The 16,758-nt window shown below is 52.5% G+C and carries 11 protein-coding genes; 2 read left to right on the forward strand and 9 right to left on the reverse strand.

What is annotated here, in order from left to right; genetic code table 11:
- Window positions 1-6: 6 nt before the first annotated feature.
- The 9 genes from G364_RS0103400 to G364_RS0103440 form a co-directional block, all read right to left on the reverse strand.
- Window positions 7-723 (reverse strand): M48 family metallopeptidase, encoded by a 717-nt coding sequence (locus G364_RS0103400; RefSeq protein ID WP_019933746.1) that lies wholly within the window; start codon window positions 721-723, stop codon window positions 7-9.
- Window positions 723-3,821 (reverse strand): type I restriction endonuclease subunit R, encoded by a 3,099-nt coding sequence (locus G364_RS0103405; RefSeq protein ID WP_019933747.1) that lies wholly within the window; start codon window positions 3,819-3,821, stop codon window positions 723-725. Before G364_RS0103405 ends, G364_RS0103400 begins: the two co-directional genes overlap by 1 nt.
- Window positions 3,822-3,903: 82 nt before the next feature.
- Entirely contained in the window at window positions 3,904-5,853 is a 1,950-nt protein-coding gene (locus tag G364_RS0103410) for a GmrSD restriction endonuclease domain-containing protein (protein ID WP_019933748.1), read from the reverse strand.
- Window positions 5,850-7,283, reverse strand: coding sequence for a DUF262 domain-containing protein (locus G364_RS0103415; RefSeq protein WP_019933749.1), 1,434 nt, complete (start codon window positions 7,281-7,283; stop codon window positions 5,850-5,852). Before G364_RS0103415 ends, G364_RS0103410 begins: the two co-directional genes overlap by 4 nt.
- Window positions 7,284-7,472: 189 nt before the next feature.
- On the reverse strand, window positions 7,473-8,945 hold the full coding sequence (locus G364_RS0103420; RefSeq protein ID WP_019933750.1) for an ATP-binding protein: 1,473 nt from the start codon (window positions 8,943-8,945) through the stop codon (window positions 7,473-7,475).
- Window positions 8,935-10,335, reverse strand: coding sequence for a restriction endonuclease subunit S (locus tag G364_RS16265; protein ID WP_019933751.1), 1,401 nt, complete (start codon window positions 10,333-10,335; stop codon window positions 8,935-8,937). Before G364_RS16265 ends, G364_RS0103420 begins: the two co-directional genes overlap by 11 nt.
- A complete protein-coding gene (locus G364_RS0103430; RefSeq protein ID WP_019933752.1) occupies window positions 10,328-11,383 on the reverse strand; it encodes a PDDEXK nuclease domain-containing protein in 1,056 nt (351 codons plus the stop codon). Before G364_RS0103430 ends, G364_RS16265 begins: the two co-directional genes overlap by 8 nt.
- Window positions 11,380-13,809 carry a type I restriction-modification system subunit M gene (locus tag G364_RS0103435; RefSeq protein ID WP_019933753.1) on the reverse strand — a complete coding sequence of 810 codons (2,430 nt, stop codon included), beginning with the start codon at window positions 13,807-13,809 and terminating at the stop codon, window positions 11,380-11,382. The genes G364_RS0103430 and G364_RS0103435 overlap by 4 nt, the downstream gene beginning before the upstream one ends.
- A gap of 198 nt (window positions 13,810-14,007) precedes the next feature.
- Window positions 14,008-15,111: a hypothetical protein gene (locus tag G364_RS0103440; RefSeq protein WP_026344660.1), complete on the reverse strand. Its 1,104-nt coding sequence runs from the start codon at window positions 15,109-15,111 to the stop codon at window positions 14,008-14,010.
- Between the two features lie 266 nt (window positions 15,112-15,377).
- Between G364_RS0103440 and G364_RS0103445 the strand changes: the two genes are divergently transcribed.
- Both G364_RS0103445 and G364_RS0103450 read left to right on the forward strand, forming a co-directional pair.
- Window positions 15,378-16,544, forward strand: coding sequence for a linear amide C-N hydrolase (locus tag G364_RS0103445; protein ID WP_211212422.1), 1,167 nt, complete (start codon window positions 15,378-15,380; stop codon window positions 16,542-16,544).
- Window positions 16,545-16,552: 8 nt separating this feature from the next.
- A complete protein-coding gene (locus tag G364_RS0103450) occupies window positions 16,553-16,756 on the forward strand; it encodes a YtcA family lipoprotein (protein WP_019933756.1) in 204 nt (67 codons plus the stop codon).
- Window positions 16,757-16,758: the final 2 nt, after the last annotated feature.

Genomic DNA, 16,758 nt, shown 5'->3' on the forward strand with positions numbered 1-16,758 from the left:
CTAAAATCAATATTCCCACCGCTCATGGCTGAGCGGCCCTTTGTTCAGCAGGGCTTTGCGCTCCTGCCAGTCGGGCAGGTAACGATCCATATACTGCCGAAAACGTTCGTTATGGTGGCGCTCCAGCAGGTGCACAAGCTCGTGCACCAGTATGTACTCCAGGCATTCCGGAGGCTTTTTGGCCAGCTCCAGATTAAGCCAGATGCGTTTGCTCTGAATACTGCAACTGCCCCACTTGGTTTTCATCTTCTTTACGCCCCAGGCGGCGGCTTCTACACCCAGTACTGGCGTCCAATAATCCAGCAGCTCACTGATATGGCGCTTCATTTCGGCACGATAAAAGCTATCCATCACCCGAGCCTTGTTATCCCGGCTGGTGCCGGGATTAACCCAAAGATGCAGCTTGTTGTTGCCCTGATGAGTGATTTCGTGGCGACCGGTGCGCTCGGTCAGTTCCAGCCGGTAACGTCTGCCCCACAGATAGTGGGATTCGCCACTTACCATTTCCCGTTCCGACTGCCGGGGTTGATCAATAAAGCCCTGCTGCTGCTTTTTAATCCAGGGAATGCGGCTGATCACTGCCATGCGAACGGCAGTGTCAGTCATTTTCTCGGGTGCGGATACCCTCACCCGGCCATCGGGGGGCAGCACACTGATATGCAGGTGCTTGATGGCCTTGCGGTTTAACTGCACCGCCAGGCTGCCAATCTGCATCACTGGCATCAGTGGTAGTCCTTCTGGGCCTTGGCCAGCTCCATCACCTGCTTGATGTCCACATCATAATCGCTGGTTTCTTCACGCACGGCGTTGGCAATTTCCCGCTCCTTGAAACGATCACCCACCCAATCCGCCTTCTTGGTAAAGCGGATGGCGCTGTCAATTTTGGTTATCAGCACTTCATCCTGGCCCAGGTTGTCGTACAGGGCACGTTTGGCCTGGGTGTCCATGGTGGCGGGATAGCTGCTGCCTCCCTGCTCAGGCTTGGTCACCTTGCTGGCCAGTGCCCGTATTTGCTCCAGGTATTCCTGATAAGACAGTGCCTGTTGCCGCCGTTGTTCGATCAGTTCGTCCAGCAGCACCGACATGCGCTCGTAATATTTGGGGTTGACCGGGTTTTCATCCACTATGGTCTTGCGCACGTTGTTCTCTATCGCTTCTGCCATCGCATCCTGGTTGTTGGCCAGCCCTTCCGGCAGCGCCTTGATCAGATCGTCGCCCTGCTTTTGCACTACCAGCTCGATCAGGCCCAGCTCTTCAAAGTCCATCAATACTTCGCTGTCGTCGGCGCGGATATACATATCCAGCAAGTAACGCATGGCCGGCTCAAACCGTTTCATATCCAGGGCATCACCACTGCCTTGCTTCACTTCGTCGCGCACTTTTTCATAGTGAGCCACTTCAGCACGGATCTCCTCGATATCACTCAGTGCGTAACCGGCAGCGGGCATTTCATTGGCGATATTGGCAAAGGCACGCAGCAACTTAGCCACGCTCCGGTAAAGGGTCAGACGCAGGGCTTCCTTCTCGGTCAGCTCGTCCTGATTCTGCCCCGACACGCCACAAAAGTAATGCAAATAATCGGCGGTGCCACGGGGGGAGCGCACCGGCTCGCACAGGGCGCGCACCATCTCCAGCGCGGTTTCCAGGTCTTCTCTGGCTTGCACCAGCCGGTCTTTCAGCAGGCCGGCCACATCTTCCTTGTCGTAGCCGTCAAAGGCACCGGCGGTGTAATCAGTAATGGCCTTGTCCAGCGACTTGAACAAGTCCTTGTAGTCGATGATGTAGCCATATTCCTTGTCGTCACCATCCAGCCGGTTAACCCGGCAGATGGCCTGAAACAGGTTGTGATCGGCCATTTGCTTGTCGATATACAGGTAAGTGGCCGATGGCGCATCAAAGCCGGTAAGCAGCTTGTCTACCACAATCAGCAGGCGCATCTGGCCCGGCTCCTCGATAAAGCGTTTCTTTACCTCTTTCTCAAACAGCTCGGCCTTGCTCATCACCTCCTGCTCGGTGGTGCCAAAGTGCTCTGCCAGCATCTTGCGGTAAATATCGTACTTGAACAGTTTTTCAGTCAGCCCTTCACCACTTTCTTCCCCCTTAATGCTGGCGGCCGTTGGCTGATAACTGGTCACAATGGCCACCTTGCCCGCCAGATCGGTCTGGCTGAACAGCTCATACGCCTTACAGGCCTGATATACGCTGGCACACACCAGCATGGCATTACCCCGCCCGTCCGCCAGGCGAGATCGTTTTTTCATATCCAGCCAGATATCCGCCACTATTTTTTCCAGCCGCGACTTGCTGGACAGCACCTTTTGCATGGTGCCCCACTTCTGCTTGAGCTGGGTTCTGGCCAGGTTGGAAAGCCCCTGCGTATTAACATCAAACCACTCATCCACCCGTTTTGGTGAGGTCAGCTGCTGATCGATATCCCGCGCCTCGTAGCGCAGATCCAGCACCACGCCGTCACTCACGGCCTCGTCGAACTTGTAGGTGTGAATAAAGGGGCCGAACACTTCCACCGACTTTTTCTTGTCCTTTTTCATCAGCGGCGTGCCGGTAAAACCGATAAACATGGCCTCGGGCACTATGACCTTCATCGCCTCATGCAGCTTGCCCGACTGAGTGCGGTGGCACTCATCCACAAACACGAACAGCTCACCCTTGGCACGAAAGTCGCTGGCCAGGGCCGCTTTCAGCTCCTTGATGAAGTCCTCGGTGGCGGCTTTATCCTCTTCTTCGCCTTGCTGGCGGCCAAACTTGTGTACCAGCGAGCACAGCAGCCAGGGGGTGGGCTGATTGAGGGTGGTCAGCAGATCGGCACCGCTTTTGGTGCGATAGATCTCTTCCTCCACCCCGCTGAACACCTTTTCTATCTGCTCATCCAGCTCGGTGCGGTCGGTCACGATCAGCACGCGGGCGTCTTTCACGTTTTCCCGAATCCATTTCGCCAGCCATACCATGGTCAGGCTTTTGCCCGATCCCTGAGTGTGCCAGATGATGCCGCCTTCCTTACGGGCAATGTGCATTTTGGCGGCCTGAATACCAAAGAACTGGTTATGACGGCAGGTCTTTTTTACCCCAGCATCAAACACGATAAAGTTATGAATGATCTCCAGAAAACGCGCCTTGTCGCACAGCCGGGCCAAGTGCCAGTCCAGCGGGTTGCTATCAGGGTTGGGCGCGTCTTCCTTCCATTCCAGGTAATAGCGTTCCGGCGTTTCTATGGTGCCGTAGCGCAGCCCTTGAGTGTCGTTGCCGGCCATCACCAGCTGCATGGTGGTAAAGAAGTTGCGGATAAAATCCTTTTTCTGGTTATCCAGGTTCTGGCGAATGCCCTCACTCACCGACACCGACGAACGCTTGAGCTCCAGCAAACCCAGGGCAATGCCATTCACATACAGCACGATATCCGGGCGTTTCTTGTTCTCACCTTTAATGGACACTTCTTCGGCAATGGCAAAATGGTTGGCCTGCGGGTTCTGCCAGTCAATCAGCCATACCGTCTGCTTTTGCTCACCGGCGCTTTCCTTGTCTTTTACGCCATAGCGCAGCAGCCGATACACCTCCTTGTTGGCGTAATAGAGCTGCTTGCCCTCGCCCAGCGCCGCTGCTGCATCCAGCTGGCGCAGCGCCCGGTTAATAAGCGCCGGGCTCACGCCCCGTTGTTGCAGCCAGGCTTCCAGCACATCGGCCTCAATATTGCGGTTGCCTTCCCTGTCCTGCCAGTTGCCCAGGTACTCATAACCCAATTCATTTTGAAAAAACCGCACTACCCGGTTTTGAGTCTCGCGCTCGCGCTGCCCTACTGTTCCCATTTATCCGTGCTCCCTGTCGCTCTTGCGGCTGTTCAGTGCCGCCAAGTTTTTTGTTATTGATGTGCACATCGCCATGCGCTTGTCAGCTTAATGAGTCCTGTAATACGCCCAGCATCTCCTGCTGATGCGCATCACATCGGGGGGTGCTCCACTCACCCTGCATCATCAGGTGCTGTTTGATGCTGTCGATCTTATTGTGCTTGTAATAGCTCTGCTTGGCCTCGGGCATCAGGTTGCTTAACCGCGAATTCTTGCTGTGACTGATCAGACAAAGATTGCCAAAAGAGTCGAGATCGTCTTTGTCCCAAGTATCAAAACCCGGCAGCGGATGCTGCGGGTAGTAGTGCTCCACCGAGCTGCGGAAAGTAAACTCAAACTCGTTAATGCGTGAGTCACTGCTTTTGTGCTTCTTCCACAGTAAATAATCGAGATAGTTGAACACCAGATTGTTTTCAATCTCGCCATAGCTGAGCCGCCGCGTCATGGTTCCTGTGTCCATAGCCTCTTTAGTTGCCTGACAGTCACCCTGGTGCTGATAGATGATGGCGTAATACCCAAGTCCGCTCTCTGCCAGAAAACGGTCAAATACAAACGCCTTGGCTACCGACTCAAGCTGTGTCAGGTAGGCTTCGGCCTGCACCGGCAAGGGGCCATGCAGCAACCAGTGCAGTGCGGCATTAAGCCAGTGTTTATATACCAGGGTCGGAGTGGAAACATGAAAGGCAGTCAGCAGCATGAGTGCCTGCCGGTTATGCTCATCGTTAAAGGTGTTCAGGTAGTAAGCATTGCCACTGTTATTTTTATGGTATTGCTTCAGGCTCCAGCCGTCCTTCTCGCCAATGAACTCGCGTTTGATGACAAACCGATCAAACAGGTACTTGCCGCGCAGCAAGGCAAAAATGAACTGCTTCACCCGCTCCGCCTTGTTGTCGTTTTCCCCGTCGGCATACAACAGGAAAGTATCGAAGGACTCCAGCAGGCGCTTGTCATCCAGCGGCACATCTTCAGCCAGCATGGCACGCAGCACATGCAGCAAAAAATTGGGGAAATTAATCACCGAATGAAAACGCTCGGGTGACTCTTCTCCCCGGTCCTGCTTGGGTTTGCCATCGGGCTGGCTCAGGATGGCCTCAATATCCAGTATATTGGAATTGGCTACCGTTTCTTCCTGTTCAAGAGCAAGGCTCAGAGCGTCAAAGCTGCCGACCGTCAGTTCATTCCAGTCGGGTCCAAACAGCCTGGTTCGTTCATCCGTGTTAAAACCGGACTGTACATACTTTTCCATATTGGCACAGGCTTCCCACACCATGTGCAGAGTACGTTCACTGCGGGCCTTGTCGTCTGCATTCTCAATATTTGAAAGTACATCCAGCAAGCGAGCCTTGAGCACTTCGTGTTTCTCAAGCTGCTCTCCCCGGTTGTTCATAACCTCGAAGTAGTAGTTGAGATCCGTATCCTTGGGGACTTCAACTCTCAGTATCTGCACCTTGTCGAGCAGATAATGGATAAAGTCGGTTAAGGTCACATCGCGCTCACGGCATTTTTGCTCCAGCACTTTGTGAATGATGCGATAGCCGTTTTCGATGGCAACATTGACCTCATTTACTTCGATAACCGTGGGAGGATTACCCTGTAACCGACCATTAAACAAGCCCATAAAGGTCTGACGTGAATGCTCCCGGCATTCAAATTCGATGCTTGGCTGGCGATACCAGTCATGTATCAAGGCTTGTGTGGCGGGTAAATTACGCAAATAGGTCATCAATAAAGACAATGTGGTCAGCCGCTGCTGCCCGTCTATTACCTCAAACACCGGTCGGTGTTGCCGTGGTGCTCGCCGAAAGACCACCAGAGTGCCAATATAGTACCGCTGATTTTTTGGCTGAACATCGAGCACGTCTTCAATAAGCTGGGTGATCTCGCCTTCTTCCCAGGCGTAATTGCGCTGGTACATGGGGATCAAGTAATGCACCTTACCCTCAAGCAGCTCCCGTACAGACAAGGGCGCTATCATATTCTGGTTTTGGCTCACTTCCTGTCTCCTGTCAGATAGCCCATCTTCCTGAACAAGGTGTCCACATCAGAGGTTTTGGAGGAATTGACCTTTTCCACCACGGGCAACGAATATTGCAGAAAACGCTGCGGATGAGTGGCGTCGCGCAACTCTCGGAACAGGTTGTACTTCAACACATGGTTATCCATGCTGGCCAGCTTCACCGTTTGCATGTTAAGGCGCAGGCTATAGGCCCAGATAAAGATTTTCTCTATCGCCCGGCCCAGGTCGGTGGCACCGAACTTGTCGTAGTAATACATCAGCAGGCAGTCGAACATCAGCCGCACATAGCCATCCCCACGGCGATGACGACCATCATAACTGTTAAGGACAGTGAGAATTTCGGGAGCGAAACCATCCAGGTCGGCAAGTGGTCCAACAGGTTTAGCTGTTCCCTTGTGCCGGATGCCGCCTTTAATCAACGCCTGATAATGGCCGATCATTTCAAAAAAACGTCGACCATTGATCATTACCTGATCAAGCTGGAAGGGAAATGGCATGGAGTGGGCATCAATACGCCGGGTGAAATGCGCGTTGTAGTCATCCACCGTATGATGAGCAATGCGGATCGCCGCCATACAGGGATAGTAGGCGCTGTTGTCGAGGTTGACCCCTTTGAACAGCGCCACATCATCCTTGCCAAAATAGCGGGCCGACTCCCCTTTTACCCAACTGCGAATGCGATAAAGGTATTTGCCAAACAGGCTGGCCAGCTCTTCGGTGTTACTGTTTTCCCAGCCGTACACGGTGCTGGCCTTGAGCGGTTCGTCATCCTGGCTGAACTCCCGCAGGTGATAGGCTTTCAGCAGATCATGAGGTGCCAGATCCCGCCCCCGGGCGTTTTGTGCGTCAAAGAATTGAAAGGCTTCCGACAGCTCGCTGAGCGTGACCTTGACCAGCTCGCAGCGGTTAAGCAGAAAATCGATTTGCTCTTCGTTGAAGTCAGCCCGCATGACCCGGCGACGAATTGCCTGATAGTTTCGCCGAATATTTTGCTGGGAAGCGTCACTGGCGAACTCGGGTTTAAACATTTGCAGCTGCAAACCGGCAAGTTGCTGCCGGAGTGGCTCACTTTTGCACAAACCCAGTTTTTCCTTTTCCGCCAGTATTGCCTTAACAATCAGCAGCAGAGTAATGGTGCGCTGCTGGCCATCAACAATATCGTGCTTTTCCTTATCCCCTTCCATATGCTGGTGCAGCACCAAAGTACCCAGCCGATAGGCGGTTTTGTCTTTATGGCGGGCAATATCCTCAAGCAACTGCTCTACATGGTGAACCTGCCACTTGTAGGGCCGCTGATAAATTGGGATAGAAAGCTGGCTGTTTGCCAGCACCTCGGCTACTTTCACCACACTGGTAGCCACACCCTCAGCAAGCTCGCGCTTATCAAAGTTAACCGCCAGGTTCATGTAGCAGCCTCCACCGGCTGCCAGTTTTCTATATCACGCTGCCCTACGGTACTCATCCTTACCTCTTATCAATCCCACGGCGTTTCTGCCAATCAAGCAACCATCAAGCAAAATTTAACTTTAAAATCATAAGCTTATAGATAATCTTGTGAGTTTTAACGCCATTCAGTCAAGCAACAGTCAAGCAAATTACGCCCAACAAGGTACATAGCGCATGGCTTTCGTTCCTGCGTTTGGGTCGTAGACACTGATTAATCCAGCGAGCACAGTATCTTTTATCACTCGGCTTACCTGAGCCTGATTCTTCTGCTCGATACCAAAGCGTTCACGCAGAGAAGCATTATTCATATGCTCACGGTTTACATGGCGCAAACAGCAGTGCAGGTAGCAAGCGCGAATACGCTCTTCCTTGTCCATATCTGCAAAGGTTTTGTAGCTGAACAATATGCTTCGGGTGTGTTGATCCGTAACTTCAAACACTGGTGCAGGCAGCTGATATAACTCGGTCTGAAATACCACCTTATCAATGCCTGTGCCCCTTTCCTCGCAGATATTCACGCGCCGCAAGAAGGATGCGAGGGCTTCATTGCGACTGCGCGGAGGAGAGTCCAGAAAACGTTCTGTTGCCACCAACGGCACGCCGGGGTTGGTGATTTCCATGCGGGTAGCAAACACTTCAATCATGGGTCCTGTGCCGGTAATGGAAAAATCCTGATGAATGATGGCATTCGCCACCAGCTCACGGATGGCCAGCTCGGGATACATGGGCACTTCTTTGCGAAAGGCCTTGCCAATCTCTTCGTTGGAAGGGAGCAAGGTTTTGAGATAATCGATCAGCCCCTCAAAACCAACGGCGTAGCCTTTGTTGCCTTCGATTTCCCTGATGGTTTCAATACGGCTGTTCCCCTTGTACAAAATCAGCCGTACCGCTTTGCGCCCCAGGTGCTGAAAGCTCTGCAGTTTGCGGGCAAACAAAATCGCGCCCAGGTTGGTGATGTGCCAGTGGCCGCCCACGGCTTGCTCAATCAGCCGATCCGCTTTCAGTGCGTCCAGAATGCCGGCCCGGTTATCCGGCAATGGCAGGCCGGTCAGATCGAAATAGGCCGGATATTCCAATAATTGCAGCACTTTATCTGCCGGAATGTTATTTGCCGCCAGTTGCTGCTCGAACGGAGTCTTGTCGAACACCCGCCACAGCTCACGCTCTTTCTCCGGAAAGTCTTTCAGCTTCTTCTTGTAAGAGCCACTGCGGATGTATTCCACGCCATCGAACTGCACCGGATGATGGGCGGCGGGCTGAATTTCCAGGATCACTACCGGCTTGTCATCTTCCGCTCCTGCCAGAAACTCATGAAAACGAAAGTGGATTTTCGGCGACAGCTTCTGTAACAGCCAGTTTTCCAGCTCTTGCTGTTTATGTTTCTGCTGGGAAGGTTTGAAACTGGTGCCTACAACCTCATGAGTGTCATCATCCACGCCATAAACCAGATACGCGGTTTGTTTACCCAGCAGGGCGGCAGAGTTGGCAAGCGCTGAAATATACTCACCAATCTTTTCCACATCTGCATTGTGTTTGAACTCCACCCACTCGGTTTCCGCTGGGAGTCCACATAGCTCTTTCAGCAATGAACGCAACTGCTCCAGGGTTACCTCAACCGGCATGGTGCTCATCTCCCGCTAATGGCTTTACCAGCCGGATTTTACCGGTGAGCAGTTGCTGCATCATGCCCTGCTTGAGATCGCGGGTTTTGGCTAGCCGTGTTTCAAGCGCCTGAATTTCTTCGTCCATATCGGAGAGGATGGTGGCAATGGCGGTTTGTTCTTCTCGGCAGCTCGGACTTGGAATGTTAAATGCCGTGATAGCTGACAAAGGAACTCTACGATGGCCAGCACTACCAACCATTTCAGACTCAAGCTTCATTCTGAAGTCAGCTTGAATTGTCCAGAAGTAAATAAACCAGGAATCTGCATCTTGATTGGCTTTTAGAACATGAAACTCTGTACTACCAAAACCTACTTCAGTTTTTAGTATCTCGGTATGACAGCCTTTGCCGTTTTCAAAACACGGGGTTATCTTAGCGACAAGCACGTCGCCTCGTTCAAAGTAAGTCAGTCCACTTTTTATCCTTGTGTATGCTAACTGCTGAGTTTGAAGCAGTCTTGCTGACTCACTGACATCCTGCATGCCAACGAATGATACTTCTTCATCCTCTGCAAGCTTTTTCCGTTGTGTTGATTTGGACTCAAAAAGGCTACCAAAAGGCACAACCTTCCAATCCTCTGGTATCTCCCCCAGCTCGCTGGTTTTATAGCCTTTGGGTCTGCCATCGGGGTGAGTGGCGAACTGCGGCAGGCGGGTGCGACCGGTAAGCAGTTGCTGCATGGTGGCGGTCTTAATAGCCTGTTTTTTGACGATCAGGGCTTCCAGGCTGCCGATCAGCGCATCAACATCGGACAGCGCATTGGCGATGGCGGTTTGTTCTTTTCTTGGTGGAACGAGAACTGGACAGCGATTAATAGCTCCCTGATCAATAGTTGTCATGGTAGCCGTTTTTGCTTCAGAAATTAAAGCTGCTCTCGCATGTTTTGAGATACAGTTAAGGTAAAGATATTTCGAGTCTATAATTTCCGTGTTCGGCCTTACTCGAATTAGGTGACTATCAAAAACCACATCATCACTTTCAGAGTTAAAAATGTTACAGTAAGCAATCCCACTAGGGACCACTGAAGATCGTGTAAAGAACAAGTCCCCTAACTTAACTCTAAACACTTTTATTTCATTTTCTGTGGCATCGAAAAGCTCTAATGTATCAACATCAATTGGAGCAGCAGCATACATATCGCCAACATTGATTAAAGGGACACCTGTTCCCTTTCTTCTTGGCTCATAAAAAAGACCATTTTGCATGGGGAGTGCTGAGATATGTTTAATATCAGACAGTTCCCAATCCTCCGGAATCACCCCTACTTCGGTCTGCTTATAGCCTACGGGCACCATTGGCTCCGCTGCTGCCCATTCTTTTTTGCTCACTTGCGCCACCTGATTATTCATTGCCGTCTTCCTGCTCACCTGATTGCGACAGTTGCGCCATGGCCCTGGCCCGCTCACGCTCCAGCTCCCGCTTCAGCTCTTCTTCACTGGGCAAATAGGGCAGATATTTGGCGGCAAACAGCTGCTTTTTATCTGCCAGCACGGAATATTTCACCACGGCTTCGCTCTTTTCACTGCACAGCACCAGACCAATGGTAGGGTTATCATCGTCGCCCTTGCACTGCTCGTCATACAGGCGCACATAGGTGTCCATCTGGCCAATGTCCTGATGCCGGAGTTTGCCCAGTTTCAGATCCACCAGCAGAAAGCACTTGAGCTTGAAGTTGTAAAACACCAAGTCGATATAGAAGTCTTCGTCATCAAAACGAATGCGCTGCTGGCGCTCCACAAAGGCAAACCCTTTGCCCAGCTCCAGCAAAAACTGCTGTAAATTGCTGATAATGGCCTGCTCCAGCTCGCTTTCCTGGTAGCTTTTATCTTGCAGATTAAGAAAGTCTAAAATGTAGGGATCGCGCAAATACTCTTTTACCGACTCCGCTAACGGCTGGGTGTGCTGAGCGGCTTCGTTTTCAACCAGCGTCTTGTCTTGGCTGGCCAGTAAGCGCTCGTAGTAGAGCTTGCTGATTTGTCGCTCCAAAGCGCGCACGCTCCAGGCTTGCTTCTGAGCTTCTTGTTGATACCACCGGCGTGCCGACTCATTTTCAATACGCGATAAGGCGTTGTAATGCGACCAGCTCAATTCGAGAGACACCGTCTCCCGAATTGGAAACGCCTGATAAAAGGCGCGCATATTACGCAAGTTGGTGACATCAAAGCCTTTACCCAATCGCTCGGTGAGCTCTGCCGATAACTGCTGTAATTGCTGCTTGCCGTATTGAGCACGAGCAGCACCTTGCTGTTCGTGCTCAACAATCATTTGCCCGATATGCCAGTAGCTGTTAACCATGGCGCTATTCACGGCTTGGCGCACTTGTCCGCGCGCTTGCTCTATGATAAGCGCAATGGACTCCACCAAACTGGCTAGCGTATTGTGACGCGGTGTACTCATAGCGCTAGCCCCATGGCCTTGAGGTGGCCGGCGACTTTCTCGCTTAAATTCTCCACGGTCTGGGTCAGCGCAGGCAATGGCTGGCTGTAGCGCTCTTCCAGTTGCTTGACCCGGTTGGCCAGTTGCTGAGTGACCCGCTCCACTTCGCTGGTTATGGCACCTTGCAGATGAGCCAGCCATTTATCCTGCACCATCAGGGTTTTAATGGCGTTCTCATCCAGCTTGGCGTATTGCTTGAATACCGCTTGGTCGAGCGCATCCTGAGCGTCTTTCAGTGCCTTTTTGGCGCTAGCCTCGGCGTCGAACAGCTTTTTGGCCTGTTTGAGGGCGGTTTTTTCTTCCGCATCGGTGGCCTGCTTCTGGCGGGCGGTCACGCTGGCCTTGGTGATCTTGTCCTTGTCGTTCAGGGCGTCACTGAGCAGGCCGTCGTCACTGCTGTTTTCCTCAATAAAGCTTTCCAGCGCTTGCGTGGCGCTGTCGAGCTCCGCTTGCAGCGCATCAAGTTGCTGCTGCTCATCCTTAAAGTAACGGGCGGTGATCAGGGCGGGCGGGATCAGCTCGGCCTTGTACTTCACCTTGTTGATGACGAGATCCGGGGTTTCCTTCAGCTTTTCGCCCCTGGCGGCCACCAGTTTGCGCAGCACCTTGCCCGCGGGCCAGCCGTCCTGCACCAGCACATACACATCGTCCTGCATTTCCTCGGCCCAATAGTCCATCAGCAACTGGTAGACATCGTATTTGCTGAGCAGCGGCAGGTTGGCGTAGCGGCTGAGCAGGTCTTCCGACAGTTCAAAAATCAGCTCTTTGGGGCTGTCGCCTTTGGCGATTTCATCAAGCTTGGCGTCTTCGGCCCATTGGGTAAAGGGCTCCAGGCTGCGCTCGGCAAATGCCTTGAATTCGTCGTGGGCCAGAATGGTGCTTTTCACCTCGGCGGCACTCACCAGTGCCCGGCTGTAGCCTTCTCGCGCCGGTGCGAACAGGGTGGCACGCAGGCTGGGGAATACTCGCCAGTAGTCGGCAAGGGCATCGATATCCCGGTTGGGAATGCCCCCTTGCAGGTGGGCAGACAAGTCGTGCAAGTCTTCCGGATCGCTTGCGTCAATGTAGCGGGGAATGTTCAGGTTATAGTCGTTGGCCACAATTTCACTTAAAGGCACCTTGCGGCTGAAGCGCGGCAGCTCTATGCCCTTGGTGAACACATCCACAATTTTATGAATGTCCTGGCTGCGCAGCCGGTTCTTGTTGCCGTCCTTTATAAAGCCCTTGCTGGCATCCACCATAAAAATGCCCTGCCCGGCCTCGCCTGCCCGGCTGCGGGCGTGGGCTTTGTCGAGCACGATAATGCAGGCGGGAATGCCGGTGCCATAAAACAGGTTGGCGGGCAGGCCGATAATGCCCTTGATGTAGCCCTGTTTGATCAGGTTTTCCCGAATGCGGGCCTCGGCGTTGCCGCGAAACAGCACGCCGTGAGGCAAAATCACCGCGCCCTTGCCGTTGCTGTTAAGGCTTTTGAGAATATGCAGCAAAAAGGCGTAGTCGCCGTTTTTCTCCGGTGGCGTGCCCCATTCAAAGCGGCCAAATTCATCATCTGCCGGGTTCAGGCCGCTGGTCCAGTTTTTGTTGGAGAACGGCGGGTTGGCCACGGCAAAGTCAAAGGTTTTAAGCTCGCCGTTGTCGTCCTTCCACTGGGGCGCACTCAGGGTGTTGCCCTTCCAGATCTTGGCGGTGGCGTTGTCGTGCAGGATCATGTTCATGCGGGCCAGGGCGCTGGTGGCGTTGTCCATTTCCTGACCATAGATAGACAAACCCCTGGGGGCTTCGTCGCTGGCCTTCAGCAACAAAGAACCAGAGCCGCAGGTGGGGTCGTAAACGGTGGCTTCCTGGGAGGTGTTCTTATTAATGCCCACCACCTTGGCCAGAATGCGCGATACCTCCGACGGGGTATAAAACTGGCCTTTGCTCTTGCCGGACTCGGTGGCGAAGTGGCGCATCAGGTATTCGTAGGCATCCCCGAGCAGATCGTCGCCTTCCGCCCGGTTGGCCGAGAGATCAATGCCTTCAAAAATGCCGATGAGCTTGGACAGCCGGTCAATCATGTCCTTGCCCTTGCCGAGCTTGTCTTCGTCGTTGAAGTCGGCCACATCAATCACGCCCTTGAGATCGTTCTCTTGTGCCAGGGCGCTGATGATTTTGTTGATCTTGTCGCCGATTTCCTTGTCGCCCTTCAGGGCCACCATGTCGTCAAAGCTGGCACCCGGCGGCACTTCAATCATGGAATAAGGGTTGTCTTTGGCTTTATCGGACACGTATTTCATGAACAACAAGGTGAGCACATAGTCCTTGTACTGGGAGGCATCCATGCCGCCGCGCAGCTGATCGCAGCTGGCCCAGAGAGAAGAGTAAAGTGCGGTTTTTTTAATGGCCATGGAGATCCTTGAATACAAAACAGGCTCGCGATGGCTAAAAAGCAGGCAAGCCGATGAAAATAAGATGTGGCCAAACAGTATGCCCAAGGGGGAATGCTGAAACCAGCCTGATGAAGAGCAAGAGTGCAGTATTCAGGCGACCTAATGCGTCGCCTGTTTTTATCAAAAAGATCCTGTCACTGCTGTGGGACGAAACAGTTACCGGTCGGGCAAGGTAAAACGTCTGAACGGCAGGCTGATCCCATCCAACCCCTTCATCGTCACCCAGAGTGAATATATCAGCCAGATAACGGCCATCATCAAGGATGACAATAAGGAGAACAGCAGCGAAAAAAGCCGGTAAACGCTTTTTCCAATGTCCGGAAGTACCTTCAGGGCACCGCGAAAGCCATCACCGAGCGTGCTGGATACCTTTTCTAAACGACGCAGCTCCTTAACCGAGCCTGCCTTGTCCAAGGCATCCATCGCCCCTTTAAGACTTGTGTTGGAGCCAATGTTTTTAATGCTGCCGCCGGCATCCACCAGCTCGGCGGATTTCTTGCGGGAAATGATTTTCCGAGATGCTTCGCTCAGCTCATCCCAGTAACGACCACTGGTCAGTTGAGACATATTCATACTTTTTGCCTGGTTGGAAAATGACCGTAATGCCTTGCTGTTGATAACACCCTTGCTGATTTTAGAAATTTGACTGGCAAGCCCCTTGCTCAGTTTTCCTGTTTTTCTGGCCACCTTGATAAGCGACACCCCGCCTCTGGCTGCGGCAGTTCCTCCCATGGTGGTCACGGTCGCAGCCGTTAGCACGGTTCCGGTGCCGGCCAGTGCCAGAATCACCGGATCGTGCTCAGGCCAGAGCTTCGCCTGGTTTACCAGATCTCTGACATCTCCGATCACCGCCATATCACTGACCATGGCCGCACTGAGGCCAGCCATGCTGTTGGCTTCACCCGTACTAACCCCGGCCCACACATCCTTGCTAACCCGGGCTGAGGTTTGCCAGAACCCTTGTTGCCGCTCCAGCTCTTCCAATAATTCCGGCGGTAGCGCAACATCTCGCTGTTTCGCAAGCGTGACCAAAGACAGCGCCAGCTCCACGTCCTCTTCTGAAAGAGCTTCCTGAATGGCCGCTGAATACTGGCCAGGAGAAAGCGATTTCAGCCGATACTCGATCATGCGGGCCGTATCATCCAACACCAGTATATTAAAGGCATTCCAGGCACCAGGCAGAATGGCTGCTGCCCCCATCAGCACGGTAATAAGCAACACTGCCTTTTTCGCACGGTCCCATATTGTAGAGAGTCTCATTCGTTTTCCTGACTTTTAGTGCATAAAATCTCATATAACGACAAGGCTCCGCAGATCTTCAGTTCACCGTGAATAACGTTGTATCCAGTCAGGCATACCGTGCTCGTGCCATCCGTGTTTTCCAAAATTTGTGTGTTACCGGCAGCAAGAATTATCAGCAGTCATATATTCGTGTTACTGCTGTGTTATGTTACGTTAGTCATTGCAGTTATAAATGCTCAGGAATGGGCAAGGGTTATGCCACTACTTTATATAAGGAATGTATTATGCGCGTCTTACCTGCCTTCAAGAAATCGCTATTATCGGCAACGCTTTCTGCTGCGTTTATGCTGCCTGCAGCCGGTCATGCCTGTACCTCTTTGCTATATAAAGATGTTCATGGTGCTCCTTATGCCGGCAGAACCATGGAGCTGCCGGTGCAGCTGGATTATCGCATGGCTTTTTTCCCGCAGGACACCGACTTTTCATCCAAGGCAAATAAACATGACGCGCTCAATTACCACGCCAAACATTCCTTTTTGTCGATCACCATGCCCGATCCCGTTACCAAGGATCTGAAGGTCGTTGAAGGCATAAATGATCAGGGGCTGAGCTTCAGTGTGCTGGCGTTTGCCAGTACCCAGGGCCCCGCCGACATGTCGGAAAAAACTCAGGCCATGCTGTCAGCCATTGATCTGGGCAGCTGGGTATTGTCACAATTCACCAGGGTTGATGAGGTAAAAACCGCACTGGCGCAACAGCCGGTGCTGGTAACGGCCTTATTACCCCTGGGGCTGCTGAAAACCCCATTTCACTATGCAGTGCATGACGCCGATGGCAACTCCATTGTGATTGAGTTCTCGAATGGCAAACAGCAAATTTACGATAATCCCCTGGGAGTGATGACCAACGGGCCGGAATTTAATTGGCATTTAACCAACCTCAATAATTACACTTTTTTAAGTAATATTGATCAGTCGGAATTATCACTCGGCAAGGTCACACTGACTCAACCCGACTCGGGCATTGCTACCGCAGGGCTGCCGGCCTCAAACACCTCTGTAGGCCGCTTTGTTCGTGCTGTTTACTATTCCCAGTTTGCAGAAAAAGCGAAAAATCCGGATGACGCCATTACCACTCTGGCGCATATCATGAACAATTTCGACCGCCCCCGGGGGATCAGTATCGACAGCCGCGCCAGCGATGCGCTGCAGGATAAAGTGGCACCGGGCGTCACCGGCAATATCATGTATACCTCTGAGTATTCAACCTGGACCACACTGTCTGATCTTAAACAGCGTCGTCTGAGCGTGCGCCTGTATGAAAGCCTGAACTATGTCACTTTTGACCTTACTCAGCTGCAAAACCATACCCGTGCCCTGGTAGTGCCACTGAGTCAATTTACCGGACAGCACCTTGATGGCACTCAACTGCTTCTGAATAACAACAGCTAGGGGTATTCATGAGCCCTTCTATTGCCTTTTATGATGCCTACTTTCCGTTCTGGCTTGTCTGCGCCTTTGCCGGCATTGTGGGTGCCGTATTATTAAGAGTGGTGTTGATCAGATGGGGCATTGACGAAGGGCTGCCTTTACGCACCGCTGTCTATACGGCATTTGGTTTTTTAATTGCCTTTATTCTGGCTTCGGCCATGTGGGGAGTATAAGG

Origin of the sequence: Oceanimonas smirnovii ATCC BAA-899 (genome assembly GCF_000381965.1) — a bacterium.
In the GTDB taxonomy this organism is placed as follows: domain Bacteria; phylum Pseudomonadota; class Gammaproteobacteria; order Enterobacterales; family Aeromonadaceae; genus Oceanimonas; species Oceanimonas smirnovii.

Bases quoted from the DNA above. Each gene is read 5' to 3' on its own strand.
- G364_RS0103415 (WP_019933749.1), bottom strand. From the start codon at position 7,283: ATGAACCTGGCGGTTAACTTTGATAAGCGCGAGCTTGCTGAGGGTGTG.
- G364_RS0103450 (WP_019933756.1), top strand. From the start codon at position 16,553: ATGAGCCCTTCTATTGCCTTTTATGATGCCTACTTTCCGTTCTGGCTT.
- G364_RS0103445 (WP_211212422.1), top strand. From the start codon at position 15,378: ATGCGCGTCTTACCTGCCTTCAAGAAATCGCTATTATCGGCAACGCTT.
- G364_RS0103430 (WP_019933752.1), bottom strand. From the start codon at position 11,383: ATGAGTACACCGCGTCACAATACGCTAGCCAGTTTGGTGGAGTCCATT.
- G364_RS0103400 (WP_019933746.1), bottom strand. From the start codon at position 723: ATGCCAGTGATGCAGATTGGCAGCCTGGCGGTGCAGTTAAACCGCAAG.
- G364_RS0103405 (WP_019933747.1), bottom strand. From the start codon at position 3,821: ATGGGAACAGTAGGGCAGCGCGAGCGCGAGACTCAAAACCGGGTAGTG.
- G364_RS16265 (WP_019933751.1), bottom strand. From the start codon at position 10,335: ATGAATAATCAGGTGGCGCAAGTGAGCAAAAAAGAATGGGCAGCAGCG.
- G364_RS0103435 (WP_019933753.1), bottom strand. From the start codon at position 13,809: ATGGCCATTAAAAAAACCGCACTTTACTCTTCTCTCTGGGCCAGCTGC.
- G364_RS0103420 (WP_019933750.1), bottom strand. From the start codon at position 8,945: ATGCCGGTTGAGGTAACCCTGGAGCAGTTGCGTTCATTGCTGAAAGAG.
- G364_RS0103440 (WP_026344660.1), bottom strand. From the start codon at position 15,111: ATGAGACTCTCTACAATATGGGACCGTGCGAAAAAGGCAGTGTTGCTT.